This is a genomic window from Chryseobacterium carnipullorum, from assembly GCF_003815695.1.
GTDB lineage: Bacteria > Bacteroidota > Bacteroidia > Flavobacteriales > Weeksellaceae > Chryseobacterium > Chryseobacterium carnipullorum.
In genome coordinates this window covers 3,497,812-3,514,029 of record NZ_CP033920.1, presented here as the reverse complement: position 1 = coordinate 3,514,029, position 16,218 = coordinate 3,497,812, and the positions used below count along the sequence as shown (strand labels likewise).

Sequence of the window (16,218 nt, the reverse complement as noted above, 5' to 3'; positions counted from 1 at the left end):
ACACTCAGCCAGGTTCTCCGGCATATAGAGAAATTTATTTTTCTCAGGTATTTCAATTGCTATCATGTTGATACAAAATTATCGTCATCATCAAAGTCCAAATCAGGCAGTCTAAAATCTTCAGAAGGAACCGTCACCCTGAAAGACGTCATTTCATTTTCTACTTTCTTAAGATATCGGTTACAATCTTTTTCGAAAATAAGCGCAAGATCTGTCGGTAATAATGCAGACTTAGATTTTGAGCCCTCGGAAGATTCTGTACTTCTCAAAATTGATTTTGGAAACATCTGGATATCTAAGTGCCTTAATCCCCATTCAATTGAGTAATAAACCGCAGATTTTTGTAAATAGTTGTGCAGAACTTTTTTATCCTTCAATGCATTTCTGTCATTATAAAGATCTTCTCCAATTCTTGAAAGCATTTCAAGATCTTCAAATTCTCTTAACCCAGGTAAAAGATTTAAGTATAAAAAATAAGACTCGTTTAATCCATAATGCGCTTCAAATTCAGCCAATGTCGGCACTATAAGGGCATCATGCTTATACTTTTCAAGATTAATAATCAAGTTATTTTTAACCATGAATTTGAAAAGGAGATTCATGTGCTTATAAAAAAACCTCTCTAAAGATTCATTGTGATTGGAGATCTGCCATTCAAAAGCTCCGACCTCATATTCATCACGCCTCATTGTTCTTCCTTTATTGGTCATTGCAAGATCTCCGGTAGGAGCATAATGCATATAGGCTTTAAAGGCAATGGCAAATTTTACCAATTCAAAAAATCTCTGACTTCCTTCCGGCACAGTCTCTACGTTAATTGTGGAATAATTATTTTCACCAATGATATCAACTATTTCATCTGTGGCAATCTCAAGTGATGGACGCAATCTGTCCCAGGATAAATCCGCATCGATTATACCAATCACCTTTTTAATATCTTGGGGAAATCCTTCCTGCTTAAATAGTAACTTCATTATCTTAGAACTTTTAAATTTCTTTCGTCCTTAGACATATCTTCCTGTCTTTTCGTTTCATCGTGGTATAATCCCATTTTAAGATTTTTACCCGGAAAATTAGCCTTTAAAGCAGCATTCATACACTCCATTATGACCATTTCAGGAAGATCAATACCTGTCTGCAGGTAATTATTTAGCGCGTAATACTGCTCGGAACCACTATTACTTCCGGAATCAGAAACATTTCCTATGGCATTATGTACACCGACACCTGAAGCAGTTGACGTATCCGCCTTATTAGCAATCGAAATCTGAGCGCTTACAGTATCACTCATTTTCTGATCAATGACCGTTATTTTCCACCCCATTTCAATCACATTCACCCCTTCAACTACAAGAACCTGCTCAGAATGCCAAAACTTCCCGGCATTCTCTAGCCCGGATAAAACAATCTCTATTGACTTCAACATTTTTTTCTTGAAGGACTTAAACATTGATTCTTTGTAGTCAATATTTTTCAGAGTACACTCATCTTTGATATCATCTCTTTTCTGATCCCAATATTCTTTTGGGGAGGTGATGTGATATTTTATATTGATTGAATTTTTACTCAGCGCCGCGAGAAACTTAGGAACATTTGTGGATTGTATAATCCATGGAATAGATCCCAAAATATGAGGAATGCTAAAAAATGCAGATGCGAACGTATAAAGGTTGGAATACTTCATACTCAGCGGATATTTAAAAGGGTCGTACTTATCAAAAAAAGGAAAAGCATCATATTTCTCCGGAAAATCTTCCTGAGCTAACAATATATGAGTAGGCGTATTTTTTTTTCCTGCAACGATCGGCTTTCTAACCGGCGAAATATGCTCTAAAGATTTAATCATTGGAGCCCTTCCAATTCTCCATCCCCTATTTTGAATCACCTTTGTGAAACAGCTTTCAATATGTGAAAAATCTGTTGTACATCTTGCTATATAATTTTCATAATCCCAAGTATCCAACCATCGCTGAATTTCGGGATCAGTTTTATACACTCTCTTAAGCTGGCCTTCTTCAAATATTTCTTCATATAATTTTGGGCCTTTCCCCCAGTTCATTCCGGTTTTCTTATTCAGAATACCTGGGGCAATTGAATTCGAGTATACTATATTTCTGATTTGCACCGGAAGGTCATTATTTTCACCATACGGGAAAACCCTCCAGTCTCCATGGACAGCCATAAAGGGTGAAGACGAAAACACATCCATTGCAAAATAAGGGTCATTTTGCTGTCTTTTTTTGTCTATTACTTCAAATGTAAAAGCACTCTGTCCCCCGACAATGGCGTCATCTCCTAAAAACTCTATCATGGCTGATTTTTAAATTATTATTAAGTGTCATTAAAAGCGGAATCCAAAATTGTCTATACTCCCCGGTTTTCAGGTTTTGATATGCAATAAGATTTTTAGCATATTTAGATTTACTGTTAGGCATCCCTTTAGTCAAAATAGCCTCTTCAACAATCACCAACCCTTCTGAAGATCTTTTTGAGCGATCACAGCTTATGAAACTAAAACTGAACGGAAAATTTTCAGAAGAAAGTTTTCGCATTAATTTTAAAGCATCGTAAACATTTATTTGTTCCATAGAGCAAAAATATCCCGTATATGAAGGCTTTATTGTTACATCAAAAAAGCCGCATTATAAATGCGGCTTTCCTATTAGATAATTATTAATTATTTCCGGGAGGCTTCAACTAAATAAGTTTTATCAGCTTTTACAACCCTCAGATTAATCACTGAATCCTTGAGAGCAATCCAATTCGTTGCTTCTTTTAAAAACACCGGCACAGCGCCAGCAGGTGTATTTTTCAATACAAAAGGAGCGGTACCACCGCCACCGATCAAGGTAACAATCTGATCATGATCAAAATCAGATGCAACAAATTCAATATCCGCGGTAACAACTGCTGTCGGCAATTGATAAACCGGCCCGTCAGTTTTTGAAAGTGTTACATTTTCATCGGCCACAGCTTTTGGCTCAGCAAATGATACGTCACCCTTGTAAAACTTGATGAAATCTCTGTTTATTTGTTCCTGCTCGAAAGTCAATGTGTTAATATTGCCATCCTTATCGTCTTTTCCTCCAACAGAAAGAACCATTGGATGACATTCAGATCCCATTACTTTCATTTCCTCTTCGCCACCACAACCACCATAAATGATCACAAAGCCCTCTCCCATGAATTTTTTGACGAAAGAAATAGCCTCTTTAGTCGTACCTGGATGCTCGCCAATGTATTTGTTCATCGCTCCTTTTCCATCAGGATTTCCAGAAGATTCATAAGTTGCCGCCTGCGTTGGGGCCGTCATGTAAATTCTGAAAAAATTGGTTCCTGGTTTGAATCCGAAATTACCAATTAAAGTAACGCCATCAGAATCAACAGTTGGCCATGAAATAATATCGTCAACTAATGCTGCAATAGCATTTGCTTTCTTAGGCGTGGGAGTACCAGCATTATTTTTTGATTTTTTTAAATCTGTTCTCATAAGTAAAATGCGATTAACCTATACTTCGCGAGGTTCTTGGTTATTATTATTTACCCTCTTTCAACTTCATTCCAGGTTCCATTGATGAAGATTAAGTCAATCCATTTAGCATGAGCATCCATGACATAATTAGAATTAACATTAATATTCCCTGAATCTTTCACAGTTAAGGCAGAACCTTCAGCTTCACCGCCAAAAATTCTAATTGTATTCCCTTCTGAACCTCCTTTGATTTCAGCCAGATCAACAGCAACATCACCCTTATAGATGAATTTATCTGAGTCTGCATAATCAATAGTAGCATCGGTAAACTCTATCTGATTAGATACAGTTTCCGGAGCTTCAGTTCTGGAGATTTCTTTCCAGGTAGCTCCCACTTTGATCAAAGTCAAGGTTCCACCGGACTTCAAATCGAAATCTGACGCAAGCACCAATTCAGCAGTTTTCTTCACCAAGGTATTTCCAGCCATAGAAATATTCCCTCTGATGAAAAGATACCTGCCAACATTTCCTTTGATGGATGTAATATTTGTAGTAAAGTCCGGCGTGGGAGCAATTCTGTTATGATTAGCATTAACTACTCCGTTTCCGAAATCAAAAACAGGAATGAAAAAGTTCTTATCAAAAAGTGGCTCCGTGTTAGACCATACCGCCTGAAGTTCATATTTTAGCGGATTATCATCAGCAGTTTCCAAACCAATGTGATTGATACCGATTCCTAGCTTATAATCAGCAAAAGCATAAACATCACGAAGAAACCTTTCAAATGTTAACTTCGATTTTTCTTCAGGTTTAAATTCTAACGGCTTCACATTATCTTTAAATGTAATAAAGAAGAATTTCGAACCTTCCATTTGTAACACCGGAACAAATTCTATATTTGGATAGTCACGAGGATGTTTAACCAATCCGGTATAATCATTATTACCTCCGTAAATTTCACGATCTCTTGTCTGGTATTTTCTAATCCAATATGGTGACCAGTCAAACTGCAGATCCATATTTCTAACATCCGGAGGCAGCGCTTGTATAGCTGCATCTACATAATCACAAACATTCTGTTCAGTCAATTCACCCAAGTAGTACGGTCTAAATTTATGGGTGATATCTCTAGCATCAAATAACTGCTTGAAAACCCCATTATTCCTAATTAAATAGGTAACTGGCTTATCATAATCTGCTGGTTTTTCAGAAAAAACACCTCTAACCAATACATCAGCATCTTCAGACCTTGCCTTCTCGAGATATTTAACGATCAGGAACTCAATAAAACTCATTTTGTAAGCCTGAGAACCTTCTCTGTTGAACTGATGCATCCAAGAAGTCTCCAGCGCCTGAAGCTTCCAGTAGTTAAACTGTAAATCAATTTGAGTAGGACGAACCTCCATAACTTCCGGATGAATTGTCACTCCTCCTTTTGCAACCCAAACAGCTTTTCTGGGCTGAGTAACTTCTTCAACTGAAATTATTGCTGAAACCAACCTATCAGCCACACCAAAAATTGTGTTTTGTTTCCACAGATCCGGCAGATTGTATTTTTTTTCAAAAAGGGTTTCAAACTTTGTTGGATATTCCGCCACAAAACCTTTGATATCTTCATTTAAAGTGTTAATTACCAAATCACTTTTGAAGTCAGTTTGAGGAGCTGACATTCCGGCAACAATCCTAGTATTCCAAGGACGATCCATCGCAAATACTGCACCCTGCATACCCATAAGGAAACCTGCAACAGCAATAATTTTACCCGCACCAAAGTTTGGAGTCACAGCATTCAAAGTTTCAACGATTGTTTCCGGAGAATCTGCCAGTTGAGCAATCACTTGCTGACTGTTTGCCAATTCCTGAGTAAGCGTTTGTACTTGAGCATTAGCAACAGTCGCTTGTTCTGTAGTTGTGGCCAACTGTCCCTGAACTTCTCGAAGTTGCGTCTGCGCATCGGCAACCCCTGCCAGTTCTAAGTTTGCCTGTTCCACAAGCGTTGAAGCTTCCGCGGTTCCTAAAAGGCCGTCAATCTTTGTTTTTAATTCGTCAGAAAGATCAACTTTGTTATCTTTCTGCGGTACTGATGCAAGGCCTAACAGCCCTGCCAACATGGTTAAAAATTTCATATTTATTTAGACTTTAATTTTTGTATTTCTGATTTTGCTAAAAGCCACTTGTAAGCATCATTAATTGTCCCGACCGAATCGGCAAGTTTAAATTTGATTGCTTCATCTGCGTAGTAAGTAGCCCCTTGCAAGTGTTCAATCTTTACTCCGGGTCTGGACTCCATTACAGAACTTTGAAATTTTTTAGCGAGAGGTGATAGCTTTTTTTCTAATGCTGAATAGTCACCGGCTAAAGCATCAATAAAATCTTGATTTTTCTCTTGAGATTCCGGAGGACGAACTATGATTATTTCGTTAGTAGATTTTTCCCACGAATATTGCGCACCAACTGAACCCACTTCTGCGGTAAGATCATTTGAAAGCATATTATACTGCCCCAAGAGTATAGCTACCCAATAATGAGCTGATAAAGCTTTGTCAATTAGATTGATGCGGGGTTTTGTTAATTTTGGGGCAATATCCTGGAATAAAGGAATAGCGTCACCATTGCCGCCATAGCCATCAATATGAAAAATAGTACCGATACAATCAGGATCATTTTGAGCCTTCATCGCTTCAGCGCAAATTCTATCTGCTCCATTGATGCACATTCCGGAATACTTGGTCATTGTTCCAACCATAGGAATGTAAGCAACTTTATTAATCAGCTTAGTTTCTCCAGTAGATTCGTCAAATTGCTTTTCACCTAAAAAGGTCGAAAGTTCTGGCGTTTCTTCGTTGATTCTGCCACCGGCCAAAACAGTATTGACCAAAGTCTTCAGCTGCTCAGGAGCGTCTATCTTAAATAGCCACGTACCTCCAGTTATTTCCGATAATATTTTCATATCGCAAAACTACCTTAGAGGACAAAATAAGTTTGTTACATTAAAAAGTCTAAATTGTAGAATTATTTTTTACGGGTTTCCGTAATTTTTTTTCCTATTTGATATACGGAGAATTAAATTCAACAGCTTTATTGCAGGTGAGATATGTGAAATAGGATTTATCTCCGGTTTTAGGATCTGTAAAAACTTCACTTTCCCATTTAATGACCATATCAATAGTGTCCCATTTCCGGAAACGATGATCATGGGGATTGAAAGAACATTTCACTTCAAAGTGCTGTCTATTTTCGTCATCCTTAAAACGAATTATCATAGAATTCGAATTTGGACTGGTTTCTTCTACTATGGTACCTCTCAATTTCATACATCAAAATTGATACAAATACGAACATTAACAAAATATAAATCGATACTTTTTATATCAAAATTAATTTTTCCAGAATTTATCAAGCCTCAACGGTATGTAAGTTAAAATCCCCGACCGTAGCCGAGGATAAAACTAATAACCCTGAAAACTCAATATTTGACTTCATTTTGATAATACTTAATTACACCGTGAGCGAAAATCAGTTCCCGTTTCGTAAATTTGAGTAACCACTCAAATGTGGGATTTCAAATATGAATGATAATTTATCTCTAGCGATTTCCGTAAATGCTTTAAATAGCAAAATTGAAGCAGTAATCAGCTCTTTAAATAGTGGTCAAAAAATTATTTTTGATAACAAAATGAAAGAGCACAAAGAGAAGTTTATTAAAAATAACCCTGAGGCAACAGAAGAACATCTCGAAGAAATTGAAAAACAGTTTAAGTAAAAATAAAAGCCTCTTAATTGAGGCTTTTATTTTGAATACTTATTGTAAGCTGCTTGCATTTTCACATCATAATTATTCGCTTTATATCCGGGCCCGTTGTACCCTTTCGCAAATGCTGCCCAACTTTTATTCCGGAGGTGCCCTTGAAGTCCAAAAGCTTTAATGTATCTGACAAATGCATCCAGATGGCCACCTTCTGAATCGTACATTTTGTTTATGAATTCTTGCAGAGTTTTGTAACCGAGTTTTTGCCAGTTATCTCCCATCACCTGGAATCGACCCCACGAGCAAGACATCAAAGCAGCATCCCGATTTAATGCTGACGCTGTTTTTAGTTTTAAATGTTGATCAGATTCTTTTCCGTAGCCTCCGGGAGTTTTATTGCAAATATCATTGTTTGAAGTGTTAACAATCTCCTTGCCGTCAATAACTTCTTTTTTATTATAGTATTTCCCGTTGGTGTATTTGTAAAACCGGTGACGCTCAAATAGTATCTTCGGTTCCCCAGAAGAAAGAAATCCGGATCCGCGGCTCTCAACTTCAGCAACGGCTTTTATTGCGGCAACCTCGCAGCCTAATTCTTTAGCTGCATTTATGTAGTCTTGTTCAGTTAGTGTTTTCATTTTTTCTGTTTTTACTATTTAGTGATTTTCTTATTTCCTTTAGTTCATAAACAATTGCCAAAAGTCCGGCATTAGTACCAACCAACATTATTACGATTCCAAGTGATTCCATTATTTTCGTTTTAAATATTTATAGATTCCGAATATGATGATCGACACAACCCCAAGGGCGCCAATGAGAATTAGCCAGCCGGCCTGAAAACCTGTAGACTTAATTTTCTTAGTTCCCTCTTCAACTTTGGACGCTACATCTTTTATTGTTTTTTTTGATACAAGATCCCGGGCTGTTTGTTGGATTACATTTAAATTCTCCTCTTTGATAGTTTCCTTCTTGTCTTCGGACGACTTCTTGTAGTGATTGGATATATAGTAGTCAGCCTTACCACGGATCAAAATGCTTTGAAGTGTATCTCCGGAAACTACGTTATGAAAGATCAGCGGATTTAATGTGTCGCTTTTGCCCCTTATGATAATATCTCCGGAAAAATCTTCCTTCTGCTGTTTTACAGAATTGTCTGTAACTTTTTTAGTGGATTCTTTGACAGCGGTTTCTTTCAGTGAATCGAATTTCGCTCGTTCAATATATGTTCTGCCCTCTTTGCTATAGAAAGAGGTTTTCTGCTTGCTCCTGCAGCTCAGAATAAAACTACTCAGCAGGAGTATTATCAGTATCTTTGTTTTCATCGTCTTTTTGCTTAAATACGTTTACATCTAAAGTCTTGTTGAATTTTTCAAACTTGGTTAAAAACCCCAATGGAGGAAATTTCCCGTTAGTAATGATACCTACATTTACAAGCGCATTTCCGGCAGGATAAATAAAGATCATTAACTTGGTTGCCACTTTGAAGTATACACTATCAAGATCTGCGTCTGAAATGATCTGAATGAATGCTTCAGTCAAAAAGTAAACAAGAATTACAAGCCCTATTTTTTGACAAAACCCCATGATCATCATTTTAGGTGAAAAAGATCCGGTTTTCATATGCTTCCAAATACCTATTATAAGATCTGCTATTAAAGCGAATCCCAGCATCCAGATGAATACGTATGATTCTATATACCAGCCGAACAATCTTTCAGATATGGTAAATCCGACAGCCGGAACTGCAGCGATCTGAAGTGAGGCCCAAATCTTTCCACCCACTCCGCCAGAGTGAATGGAAAGGAGATTTTTTATTATGAATTCTTTTATCATTGTTTTTTTTAATTATTATATTCGCACATATGAAAAACTATCTATTTTTACTTTCTCTATGTCTTTTTAGCTGTAGTAAACATGATCAACTTTCTGCAATGAATAATGTAGAAATGCCTAAATACGAAGAATTGCTATATACTGTTGATTCACTTGATACTTTAAAAATTTTCATTGTCGGAAATTCAATAACCTCTCACGGTGTAGCCTCTGATATAGGTTGGGATCATAAATCAGGAATGGCAGCAGCTACTTCTGATCAGGATTATGTACACCTATTATTTAATAACATAAAAAACTACTATCCTAAAAAAAACATTATCCTCAGGTGTTCCAATTGGTCTTTATTTGAGAGAAACCCAGAAAAATTTTCCAAGTTTAAAATGGTAGAAAATTTTAATCCCAATATTTTAATTTACCAATTGGGAGATAATACTTCTGTTGAAGGTTCTAATGCCTTTAAAGAAAGCTCAATAACTTTTTTAAAGAAATTTAAAACCAAATTTGTTATTTCTCCATTTTTCATGAGTGCGCTAAATTTTAATACATCAAAAGAGATTGCTTTAAAATCAAGCTCTTATTTCATTGATATTTCTAAAATTTCAAATAATCCCATCAACCAAGCACATTCTGATAAAAACCGAAATGACATATCAAAATGGAAGGTTGATGGGATATCGGCTCACCCGGGCAATACTGGAATGCAGAATATTTCCCATGCGATATTTGCGGCTATAATCCCAAAGAATTAAAACATGCATTCCCCATTGTCGCCATTCCGGAATCACCTGGATGAGCTGCTACTCCTCCGAGATTCACCGTGTGATTCTGTCCGTCATCGCCTTTCACAACAGCTCCAATAAATGACCTACTGCCTGGCACATCCAATTGACTTAACGGGATAAATTGTTTTCCTTTTTCGGCCGCAATAGCTGACATATCCGAATCTATGCTTGAATTAGCCCAAAATACCCCGCATACCTTGATTATTGCTGTTGGATTCTTTAGAATAATGTATTCCATCAAATCTCTGAATCTGTTTTTAAAATACTGGTTCCATGATACATTTTCGCCAATTTTTAAGAAAATGACTTCCGGAGCATTCGTAAAATGCACATCAAGTGTCGAATAATCAAATGTGTAACTAGATCCTGTGGCTGTAGAAACTACATATTCCCATAAAGAAATATTAACCGGATTAACCGTTGCTGCCGGATTTAAGTCTTTCATTTTTGCCAGATATATGTGACAATAGTCCTTGTTCTTTTCTGAGGCGGACATACCCCAAGTACCCCACCAACCCGGATTTGGACCAGTATCAGGAACACTAAGGGTTATTGAATTACCCATGAATAAAGTCCTTGAATACCCTAAAGAATATTCAAATTTCACCGTCCCATCATTTTGGAAAATCAATTTCACCTTTTTCCCATCCTTCATGAATTGGTTTTCAACTGCGCTCAAGTCATTTTTTACAGAAATAACTTCTGATTTTGTAGCAATGTTAGATTTTATATACTCACTTAAAAACAACTTAATAGGTAAAGTACTGCCAGGCACCGGAGCAAGAGAGCTTCCATAATCTGCTGAAACGAAAAGATTAGCAGATGAACCCACAGCATTGTTGACTGGAAATTTAGATGGTAACTTGAATCCGATAACATCATCTTTTTCAAAAATATCATTGATATTTAACGTATTAATACCTGCGTTAAGGTTAACAGATAATACTTTTTTTTCAATCAGCTTATTCCATTGATCAATAAAGCCTATAACTATATTGTAAGATCCAGCGGTTTGAGCCCGTACTTCTATTTTTTCAAGAAAATGGTTGACTGAGTTTCCCAACTTCACAACAGCATATCCCGCGCTTTGATTGGTCTCCGCGTTAGCTACTGTGGCTCCTTGATTTTTAAAAAAAGAACTCTTATAATTATTTGCTGCAAAATCGTTAACTATTTTTGATGCACTTTTTTTGAGATTGAATTCTCCGGTACTCGATTCCACATAATCAATATTGTAAAGATCGAAATAAAGGCTGTAATAAGATCCCGGATTAAATATATCCGTATTACCCACTACCGTGCTATACTGCACCAACTTATTAGCAGATGCCCCCCCATTTGAAGCAAATCGAATACTGGCTGTTGGCCCGGAAGGGGTTGTAATGCCAGTTACTCCAATAATTTGCCCTGGCAAAAGCTTTTTTTCTAACGTAAAGGCATTCCATCCAACAAGACCCTGTAAAGCCTCAGAGATCCATGATGTATGAAAAATAGTTCCGTCAAAAGTGCCAATACAAAACTTAAATAGACCAGAAGAGGCTAGGTTCACGTGTCCAGTTTTCACGATCCTTGCTGACTGAATAGAATCGGCAATATTGTCATTTGTTTTACACTTAACGAAATCAGGAGTAACCCCAGGAAAGACATAATTTAACGAGTCTGAATCATTCCCGACCGAATTAACCCCTATGATCTTGTCAAAGCTGCCAATTTCTTCGGTTGCTGTCGAAGATCCTCCTGCTTCACCCCCTTCCACTTTGTTAATTAGCCAATTATTGATTTGCTGAGCGCCCTGAGCATCTTCATTATTTTCTATTTTGAATTCATCGGCAACAGAAACTTCAGGCATTTCCACTTCAAGCCCCTGCCAATGAGATCCGTTATACGATAAAACACCAAACTTTTCAAAAACAAAGTTTCCAGCATTAGCATATGTTCCAGGACCAGCCCAATACCATTTCGCAAAACCCGGCTCTACAGAAATACTATCGGACGGGGATAATATTCCAGCGTGGTCTGATTTTTTATTGATCGTCATCCAGGTTCCATCTTTCTTATTGATATTTATCGAACCATCGGGGAGAATAAACATCCCTTGTTTTCCATCGAGTTCAGCAATTTGCGGCAGCTGATTTACAGTAATAGGAATTAAAAAATTTGTCATAAAAATAAAATTACCATTGGTTATTAATTGGGAAAAAATCTGCTTTTATAAATTTTGTTTCTAACAATTGCGCCCACTGATCAACTTCATCATCATTTAAATTACTGCCGTCTCGCCTCGCAAATAGACCATCAAAGTCCACATCTGGATCTTCAATTGCAGATTCATCAAGTACAATGGTTCCGTTGTAAAAAAGAAGTGGATTTTCGTCCGCAAAATTTTGCTCAAATGTTAACTCATACCCTTTTCCAGAATCATCATCATTAAAATCTCCGGTGAAATACAAAGGATTTTCAATGCTTCCGTAAATGCGATGGTACGTTTTGTCATAAGAATTCATAATTATGACAAAACCCTGGTTAATGTTATTTTTAACGAATTGGTGGATTTCCAGATCATCCCCCGGAAAGTTCCCGGAGACTTTCTTTTTGAATCCTCTGGAATCAACATCACCGTCAGATTTTATATTTCTTTTTTGAGTGCTGGGAGTGAGATAAAGTATGTGAAATCTTCGTCCATTTTTTAAATGAATATCTCCAGTACATAGAACTCCTTTTTCAGCTACCGGAGGCAGCGAAATAATATCCTGTATGTAAAGAAGATAAAGCTCTCCTTTTGGCGTCGGAAGCCCCGCACTGTTTTTCGGTTTTCGCGCGTTCAATCTGAAATTAGACATTCAATTTTTTTTACAAAAGTCCAATTCAGAGAGAGATTATTATGTTACACCAAAAAAGCCGTAATTCAATTTATTATTATTTTGGAATAGCGACAGAACTCCATTATTTGTATACCGATAATATAATATTCGCATTTGGTTCTGTGAATAACCATACTCATAAAGATCATACATATCACAAAACTCATCTATAGCCTTTTTAATCTTACTTTTGTAAACATTGCCCTTACAATAGCCTTTTATAAAGAAACAAAAATAAGTCCGGAAGTAAGAATCAATGAATTTATAAAAACATTCCAAATCGTCAAAAGACAAGTCAATTGAGAATTCGGCTGCATTGTAAAAATTTATTATTTCTGTAGAAAAAACTTTCTTTTTTCCTTCAGTATTTGCATAGATTGTCAGACAAAATTCCCGGATCGGTTTTTCATCTTTAAGCCTTGCGTATAGGAATTGTCCCAGAACACTCTTAGGCTCTATTAGAATTTGCTTATATTCTCCGCCATCTTTGAGAATTGAAATACCGTCACATTCCTTCAAAATAAAAGGAATTAAGTAACCAGGAATTTCTATCGGGCGAAGTCTTATCATTCTATAATACATCCAAACTGGAAAGTGAAAATTTTATACGTGTGCGGTCCGTTGTAGAATCAACCTCTGGAACCATTTTAAGATTATTAAAATAATCATTTCTATACATGACTATTTTTCTTCCATTCTGAGTGATTCCGACAAGAGCTTTTGCCTTATTTAATTCTGCAATTGAATTCTGATCACCAAGCCCCGGCTCCGAGTAGACTATTTCATTAATATAGTAATATCCGGAAGACGTGTTTTTGCGATCCCAAGTATAAGAGCATGTACCGGGAGTAAAGTAAATTGGTTCTAGATTTTGAGTTTTAAAAATAATTTCCTCATCCTGAATTCCATCGTACAGGTCAGCAGCAGAAATAAGATATAACTTACTGATATATAAACGTTCTGACTTCATCTATTAGTCTTTTCACAAAGATACTATAAATATCATTTGATACTATAAATAACACGATAAAATACTAAAAGATTGATTTTTTTTTGTAAGTCTGTAATTTTGTAATAACTAAATGATTATCAGTTATTTGAATTTTAACAAGACCTGTAATACCCCGAAATCGGATTTGTAAGAGTTTTGTAATACTCATTTTTATTACAATTTTTTTGTAATTACTAATTAAGTATTACAAAAAATAAAATATACTGTAAGCCCTTACAATTAGGGGTTTTTGGTTCTTTATTACAATATTACAAAAATAAATAAATTTTATGGTGGGGTGTGGGGAGGATTGAAAGGCGGCCCGTCCCCATTGTTTTAGCAGGGATTTCGGAAATGTAACTTAAACCCCTGAAAATCGCTTAAAAAAAATCCCGGTGATGTAAACATCACCGGGAGAATTCTAAGAAAAGAGAAACTTTACAGATTTTATATTTAGTTATTATAATCCCTACCTACGATATACCCTAACATAAAGAAGTCAACAGCATTAATATCTTTCCCGTCTTTTCTTACGAATTCAATTTGAGTATCGTAATTTCCACGGTTAATTTTTAGATCATACATGATCCGTATTCCCTGTCCAGTTGAGCAGGTCTTCAACGCCCCGATTATTCCCAATATTAAATGATTCTGTGTTTTTATCTTAAAGGTTTTCATGTTGCTAATTTAAATCGTATTTGGTTTTGGTTGGTAAGGCTTTCCGTAATTAAGCCTAAAAAATTACTTTTTTTCCGCCGTTGAAAATCCCGGTGATATAGATATCACCGGGAGAATTCTCAGACAATTTAAAATTAATACGGAAGATCGTCATCTTCATCACTGCCTACTGCATCCGAAACTGATTCCGGAGAAGCTTCTACAGCCTTTGGCTTTTTATATTTAAGATTACCAATGAATGCCTTGTTGTCACTTTGGAACTCTTCTTTATTCTGCACCTGGATTGAAGCGTTGTGCTGATACTGATCAGCCTCTTCTTTTACCCAGACATTGATATCAACCATCAGGCGTTTTCCTTTGTTCTTAAATTCAACCCAGGTGGCCTTCACTTTGCCTGTTTTTAAGGCTTCTCTTAATTCGGTATAATCTATTTGACCGTAAAATGATAATGGTTTATTGTCGCTCATATTGTAGTTATTATTAATTTAAAATATTTGGTTTATTTCTCGTTTAAATCAAATATTTCACCGCAATGAATGCAAGGTGTTGGCATTTCCATTTCTTCAAATTCTTCCATGATTTATTTTTTAAGTTATTTTAAATTTCATACTAAAAATGTAATTTTTGATTTTCTGGCAATTTGGCTTTACATTTTTGAAGATCCTCCTCATAAAAAACCAAAGAATATTCTTTTTGGTCATCCCCAATCATTTTTATTCTTACAGCTTCTTTACTACCTTCACTAACAGGTTGAATGAATTTTTCAATAATTTTAATTTCTAATAATATTGAGTTGATGGTAGTTTTGTTTATTTTGGTAAATAGTGCCATTGATTATAATTTTAATTTAATGTTGATTTGACCGATTGTACTAAAATCATTTCAGTTGTTTTCCCGGAAATGTTCCGGATAATTCTTTCTTTAGGCTCAAAATGATATCCTTTTAATTCACAAAACCATTTTAGTTTAGTTTTGAAATTAATTGAACTTAAATAGTTCATTAATGGGTTATAGCTCCACAAATTTTCCATCATCGAAATTTTAGAAACTTCTGCATTGAGAGTCTTTTCATTAAAATATTGCTGTGCCCAATCAAGGAAAATAGAACCTTGAATATTGTTAAATTCTTTATTTAGCTTTTCATCAAGATATGTAAGAAACCATAGCAATGTTCTTTCGGCTTCAAAAAAGCTATTAATCGGAACGCCGATAAATTCTTTAGCTTCATGATCATAAATACCATAATCAGTAACCCAAGATTCAACAGAATATTTTGGATATTTCTTTTGTAGGTCATCTAGTTTTGTCATAATTAAGATTACATTTTTGATTTAAAAAGATTATAATATGGCCCCGAAGGGCCGGGATTAATTACGGATACCATCCTGAAAATGTCGAACAAGAATATCCAGGATTAGGATATGTGCTTATTGAGCCGTCTGAATGGACGTAAGATATCCAATAAGTCGACCCTTGTCCGTCTCCGGAAACCTGAGTCAAAACAACGATGGTTCCATTTTCTTGATCATTAAAAGAACACTGCACGCTAGCCCTCCTGGATGTTTCAGGATGCAAAATAGTATTCGCTACTATCTCTGCATATCCGCCTTTTTCTTCTACCAATCTAACCCCTTTGTCATATACTTCGGACTGTGAAACATATTTTAAAGGTTTTTTTGATGTAGTTTCAACATTTCCTATAGGAGTGTTTACAAAATCATCATTTGAACTTTCATTTTGGCAAGACGTTGCCAGTGCCAGTGCAAAAGCACTGATCATTAATAATTTTTTCATAAAAAAAAGTTTTTATTTTTCGCCTACTTGAGAAACGGCATCGGCATTCCGTTATT

21 protein-coding genes are annotated in these 16,218 nt (G+C 35.9%); 2 read left to right on the top strand and 19 right to left on the bottom strand.

Annotated features, from left to right (window positions below):
• Positions 1-62: 62 nt before the first annotated feature.
• From EG346_RS15770 to EG346_RS15740, 7 genes are all read right to left on the bottom strand, one after another.
• The gene (locus EG346_RS15770) at positions 63-974 is read right to left on the bottom strand and encodes a DUF6712 family protein (protein WP_123879931.1); all 912 of its coding nucleotides are present in this window, start codon (positions 972-974) and stop codon (positions 63-65) included.
• On the bottom strand, positions 974-2,311 hold the full coding sequence (locus tag EG346_RS15765; protein WP_123879929.1) for a hypothetical protein: 1,338 nt from the start codon (positions 2,309-2,311) through the stop codon (positions 974-976). The genes EG346_RS15770 and EG346_RS15765 overlap by 1 nt, the downstream gene beginning before the upstream one ends.
• Positions 2,289-2,588, bottom strand: a complete 300-nt coding sequence (locus EG346_RS15760; protein WP_123879927.1) for a hypothetical protein — start codon at positions 2,586-2,588, stop codon at positions 2,289-2,291. Before EG346_RS15760 ends, EG346_RS15765 begins: the two co-directional genes overlap by 23 nt.
• An 89-nt stretch (positions 2,589-2,677) precedes the next feature.
• A complete protein-coding gene (locus EG346_RS15755; RefSeq protein WP_123879925.1) occupies positions 2,678-3,490 on the bottom strand; it encodes a hypothetical protein in 813 nt (270 codons plus the stop codon).
• 50 nt (positions 3,491-3,540) lie between these two features.
• Positions 3,541-5,598, bottom strand: a complete 2,058-nt coding sequence (locus EG346_RS15750) for a hypothetical protein (protein WP_123879923.1) — start codon at positions 5,596-5,598, stop codon at positions 3,541-3,543.
• Positions 5,599-5,600: 2 nt separating this feature from the next.
• A complete protein-coding gene (locus EG346_RS15745; RefSeq protein WP_123879921.1) occupies positions 5,601-6,422 on the bottom strand; it encodes a Clp protease/crotonase-like domain-containing protein in 822 nt (273 codons plus the stop codon).
• Between the two features lie 94 nt (positions 6,423-6,516).
• Positions 6,517-6,786, bottom strand: a complete 270-nt coding sequence (locus EG346_RS15740; RefSeq protein ID WP_123879919.1) for a hypothetical protein — start codon at positions 6,784-6,786, stop codon at positions 6,517-6,519.
• Positions 6,787-7,040: 254 nt separating this feature from the next.
• On the opposite strand from EG346_RS15740, the gene EG346_RS15735 reads away from it, so the two are divergent.
• Positions 7,041-7,235, top strand: a complete 195-nt coding sequence (locus EG346_RS15735) for a hypothetical protein (RefSeq protein WP_123879917.1) — start codon at positions 7,041-7,043, stop codon at positions 7,233-7,235.
• A 26-nt stretch (positions 7,236-7,261) separates the two neighbouring features.
• Here the strand turns inward: EG346_RS15735 and EG346_RS15730 are convergent, their stop codons facing one another.
• From EG346_RS15730 to EG346_RS15720, 3 genes are all read right to left on the bottom strand, one after another.
• Positions 7,262-7,858: an N-acetylmuramidase family protein gene (locus tag EG346_RS15730; RefSeq protein ID WP_123879915.1), complete on the bottom strand. Its 597-nt coding sequence runs from the start codon at positions 7,856-7,858 to the stop codon at positions 7,262-7,264.
• A 111-nt stretch (positions 7,859-7,969) separates the two neighbouring features.
• Positions 7,970-8,542, bottom strand: a complete 573-nt coding sequence (locus EG346_RS15725; RefSeq protein WP_123879913.1) for a hypothetical protein — start codon at positions 8,540-8,542, stop codon at positions 7,970-7,972.
• Complete coding sequence (locus tag EG346_RS15720) at positions 8,505-9,053, bottom strand: phage holin family protein (protein ID WP_123879911.1); 549 nt, start codon at positions 9,051-9,053, stop codon at positions 8,505-8,507. Before EG346_RS15720 ends, EG346_RS15725 begins: the two co-directional genes overlap by 38 nt.
• A gap of 98 nt (positions 9,054-9,151) precedes the next feature.
• On the opposite strand from EG346_RS15720, the gene EG346_RS15715 reads away from it, so the two are divergent.
• The gene (locus tag EG346_RS15715) at positions 9,152-9,805 is read left to right on the top strand and encodes a hypothetical protein (protein ID WP_123879909.1); all 654 of its coding nucleotides are present in this window, start codon (positions 9,152-9,154) and stop codon (positions 9,803-9,805) included.
• Here EG346_RS15715 and EG346_RS15710 read toward each other — a convergent pair.
• From EG346_RS15710 to EG346_RS15670, 9 genes are all read right to left on the bottom strand, one after another.
• On the bottom strand, positions 9,786-12,002 hold the full coding sequence (locus EG346_RS15710; protein WP_123879907.1) for a hypothetical protein: 2,217 nt from the start codon (positions 12,000-12,002) through the stop codon (positions 9,786-9,788). The genes EG346_RS15715 and EG346_RS15710 overlap by 20 nt on opposite strands.
• A 10-nt stretch (positions 12,003-12,012) precedes the next feature.
• Positions 12,013-12,678, bottom strand: coding sequence for a hypothetical protein (locus EG346_RS15705; protein WP_123879905.1), 666 nt, complete (start codon positions 12,676-12,678; stop codon positions 12,013-12,015).
• Between the two features lie 39 nt (positions 12,679-12,717).
• Positions 12,718-13,269 carry a hypothetical protein gene (locus tag EG346_RS15700; RefSeq protein ID WP_123879902.1) on the bottom strand — a complete coding sequence of 184 codons (552 nt, stop codon included), beginning with the start codon at positions 13,267-13,269 and terminating at the stop codon, positions 12,718-12,720.
• A gap of 1 nt (position 13,270) precedes the next feature.
• Positions 13,271-13,669, bottom strand: coding sequence for a hypothetical protein (locus EG346_RS15695; protein WP_123879900.1), 399 nt, complete (start codon positions 13,667-13,669; stop codon positions 13,271-13,273).
• A gap of 474 nt (positions 13,670-14,143) precedes the next feature.
• Positions 14,144-14,368 (bottom strand): hypothetical protein, encoded by a 225-nt coding sequence (locus tag EG346_RS15690; protein ID WP_123879898.1) that lies wholly within the window; start codon positions 14,366-14,368, stop codon positions 14,144-14,146.
• Between the two features lie 134 nt (positions 14,369-14,502).
• A complete protein-coding gene (locus EG346_RS15685; protein ID WP_123879896.1) occupies positions 14,503-14,835 on the bottom strand; it encodes a hypothetical protein in 333 nt (110 codons plus the stop codon).
• 142 nt (positions 14,836-14,977) lie between these two features.
• Entirely contained in the window at positions 14,978-15,199 is a 222-nt protein-coding gene (locus EG346_RS15680; protein ID WP_123879894.1) for a hypothetical protein, read from the bottom strand.
• Between the two features lie 11 nt (positions 15,200-15,210).
• Positions 15,211-15,678 (bottom strand): hypothetical protein, encoded by a 468-nt coding sequence (locus EG346_RS15675; protein ID WP_123879892.1) that lies wholly within the window; start codon positions 15,676-15,678, stop codon positions 15,211-15,213.
• A 61-nt stretch (positions 15,679-15,739) separates the two neighbouring features.
• A complete protein-coding gene (locus tag EG346_RS15670) occupies positions 15,740-16,162 on the bottom strand; it encodes a hypothetical protein (RefSeq protein ID WP_123879890.1) in 423 nt (140 codons plus the stop codon).
• Positions 16,163-16,218 lie beyond the last annotated feature (56 nt).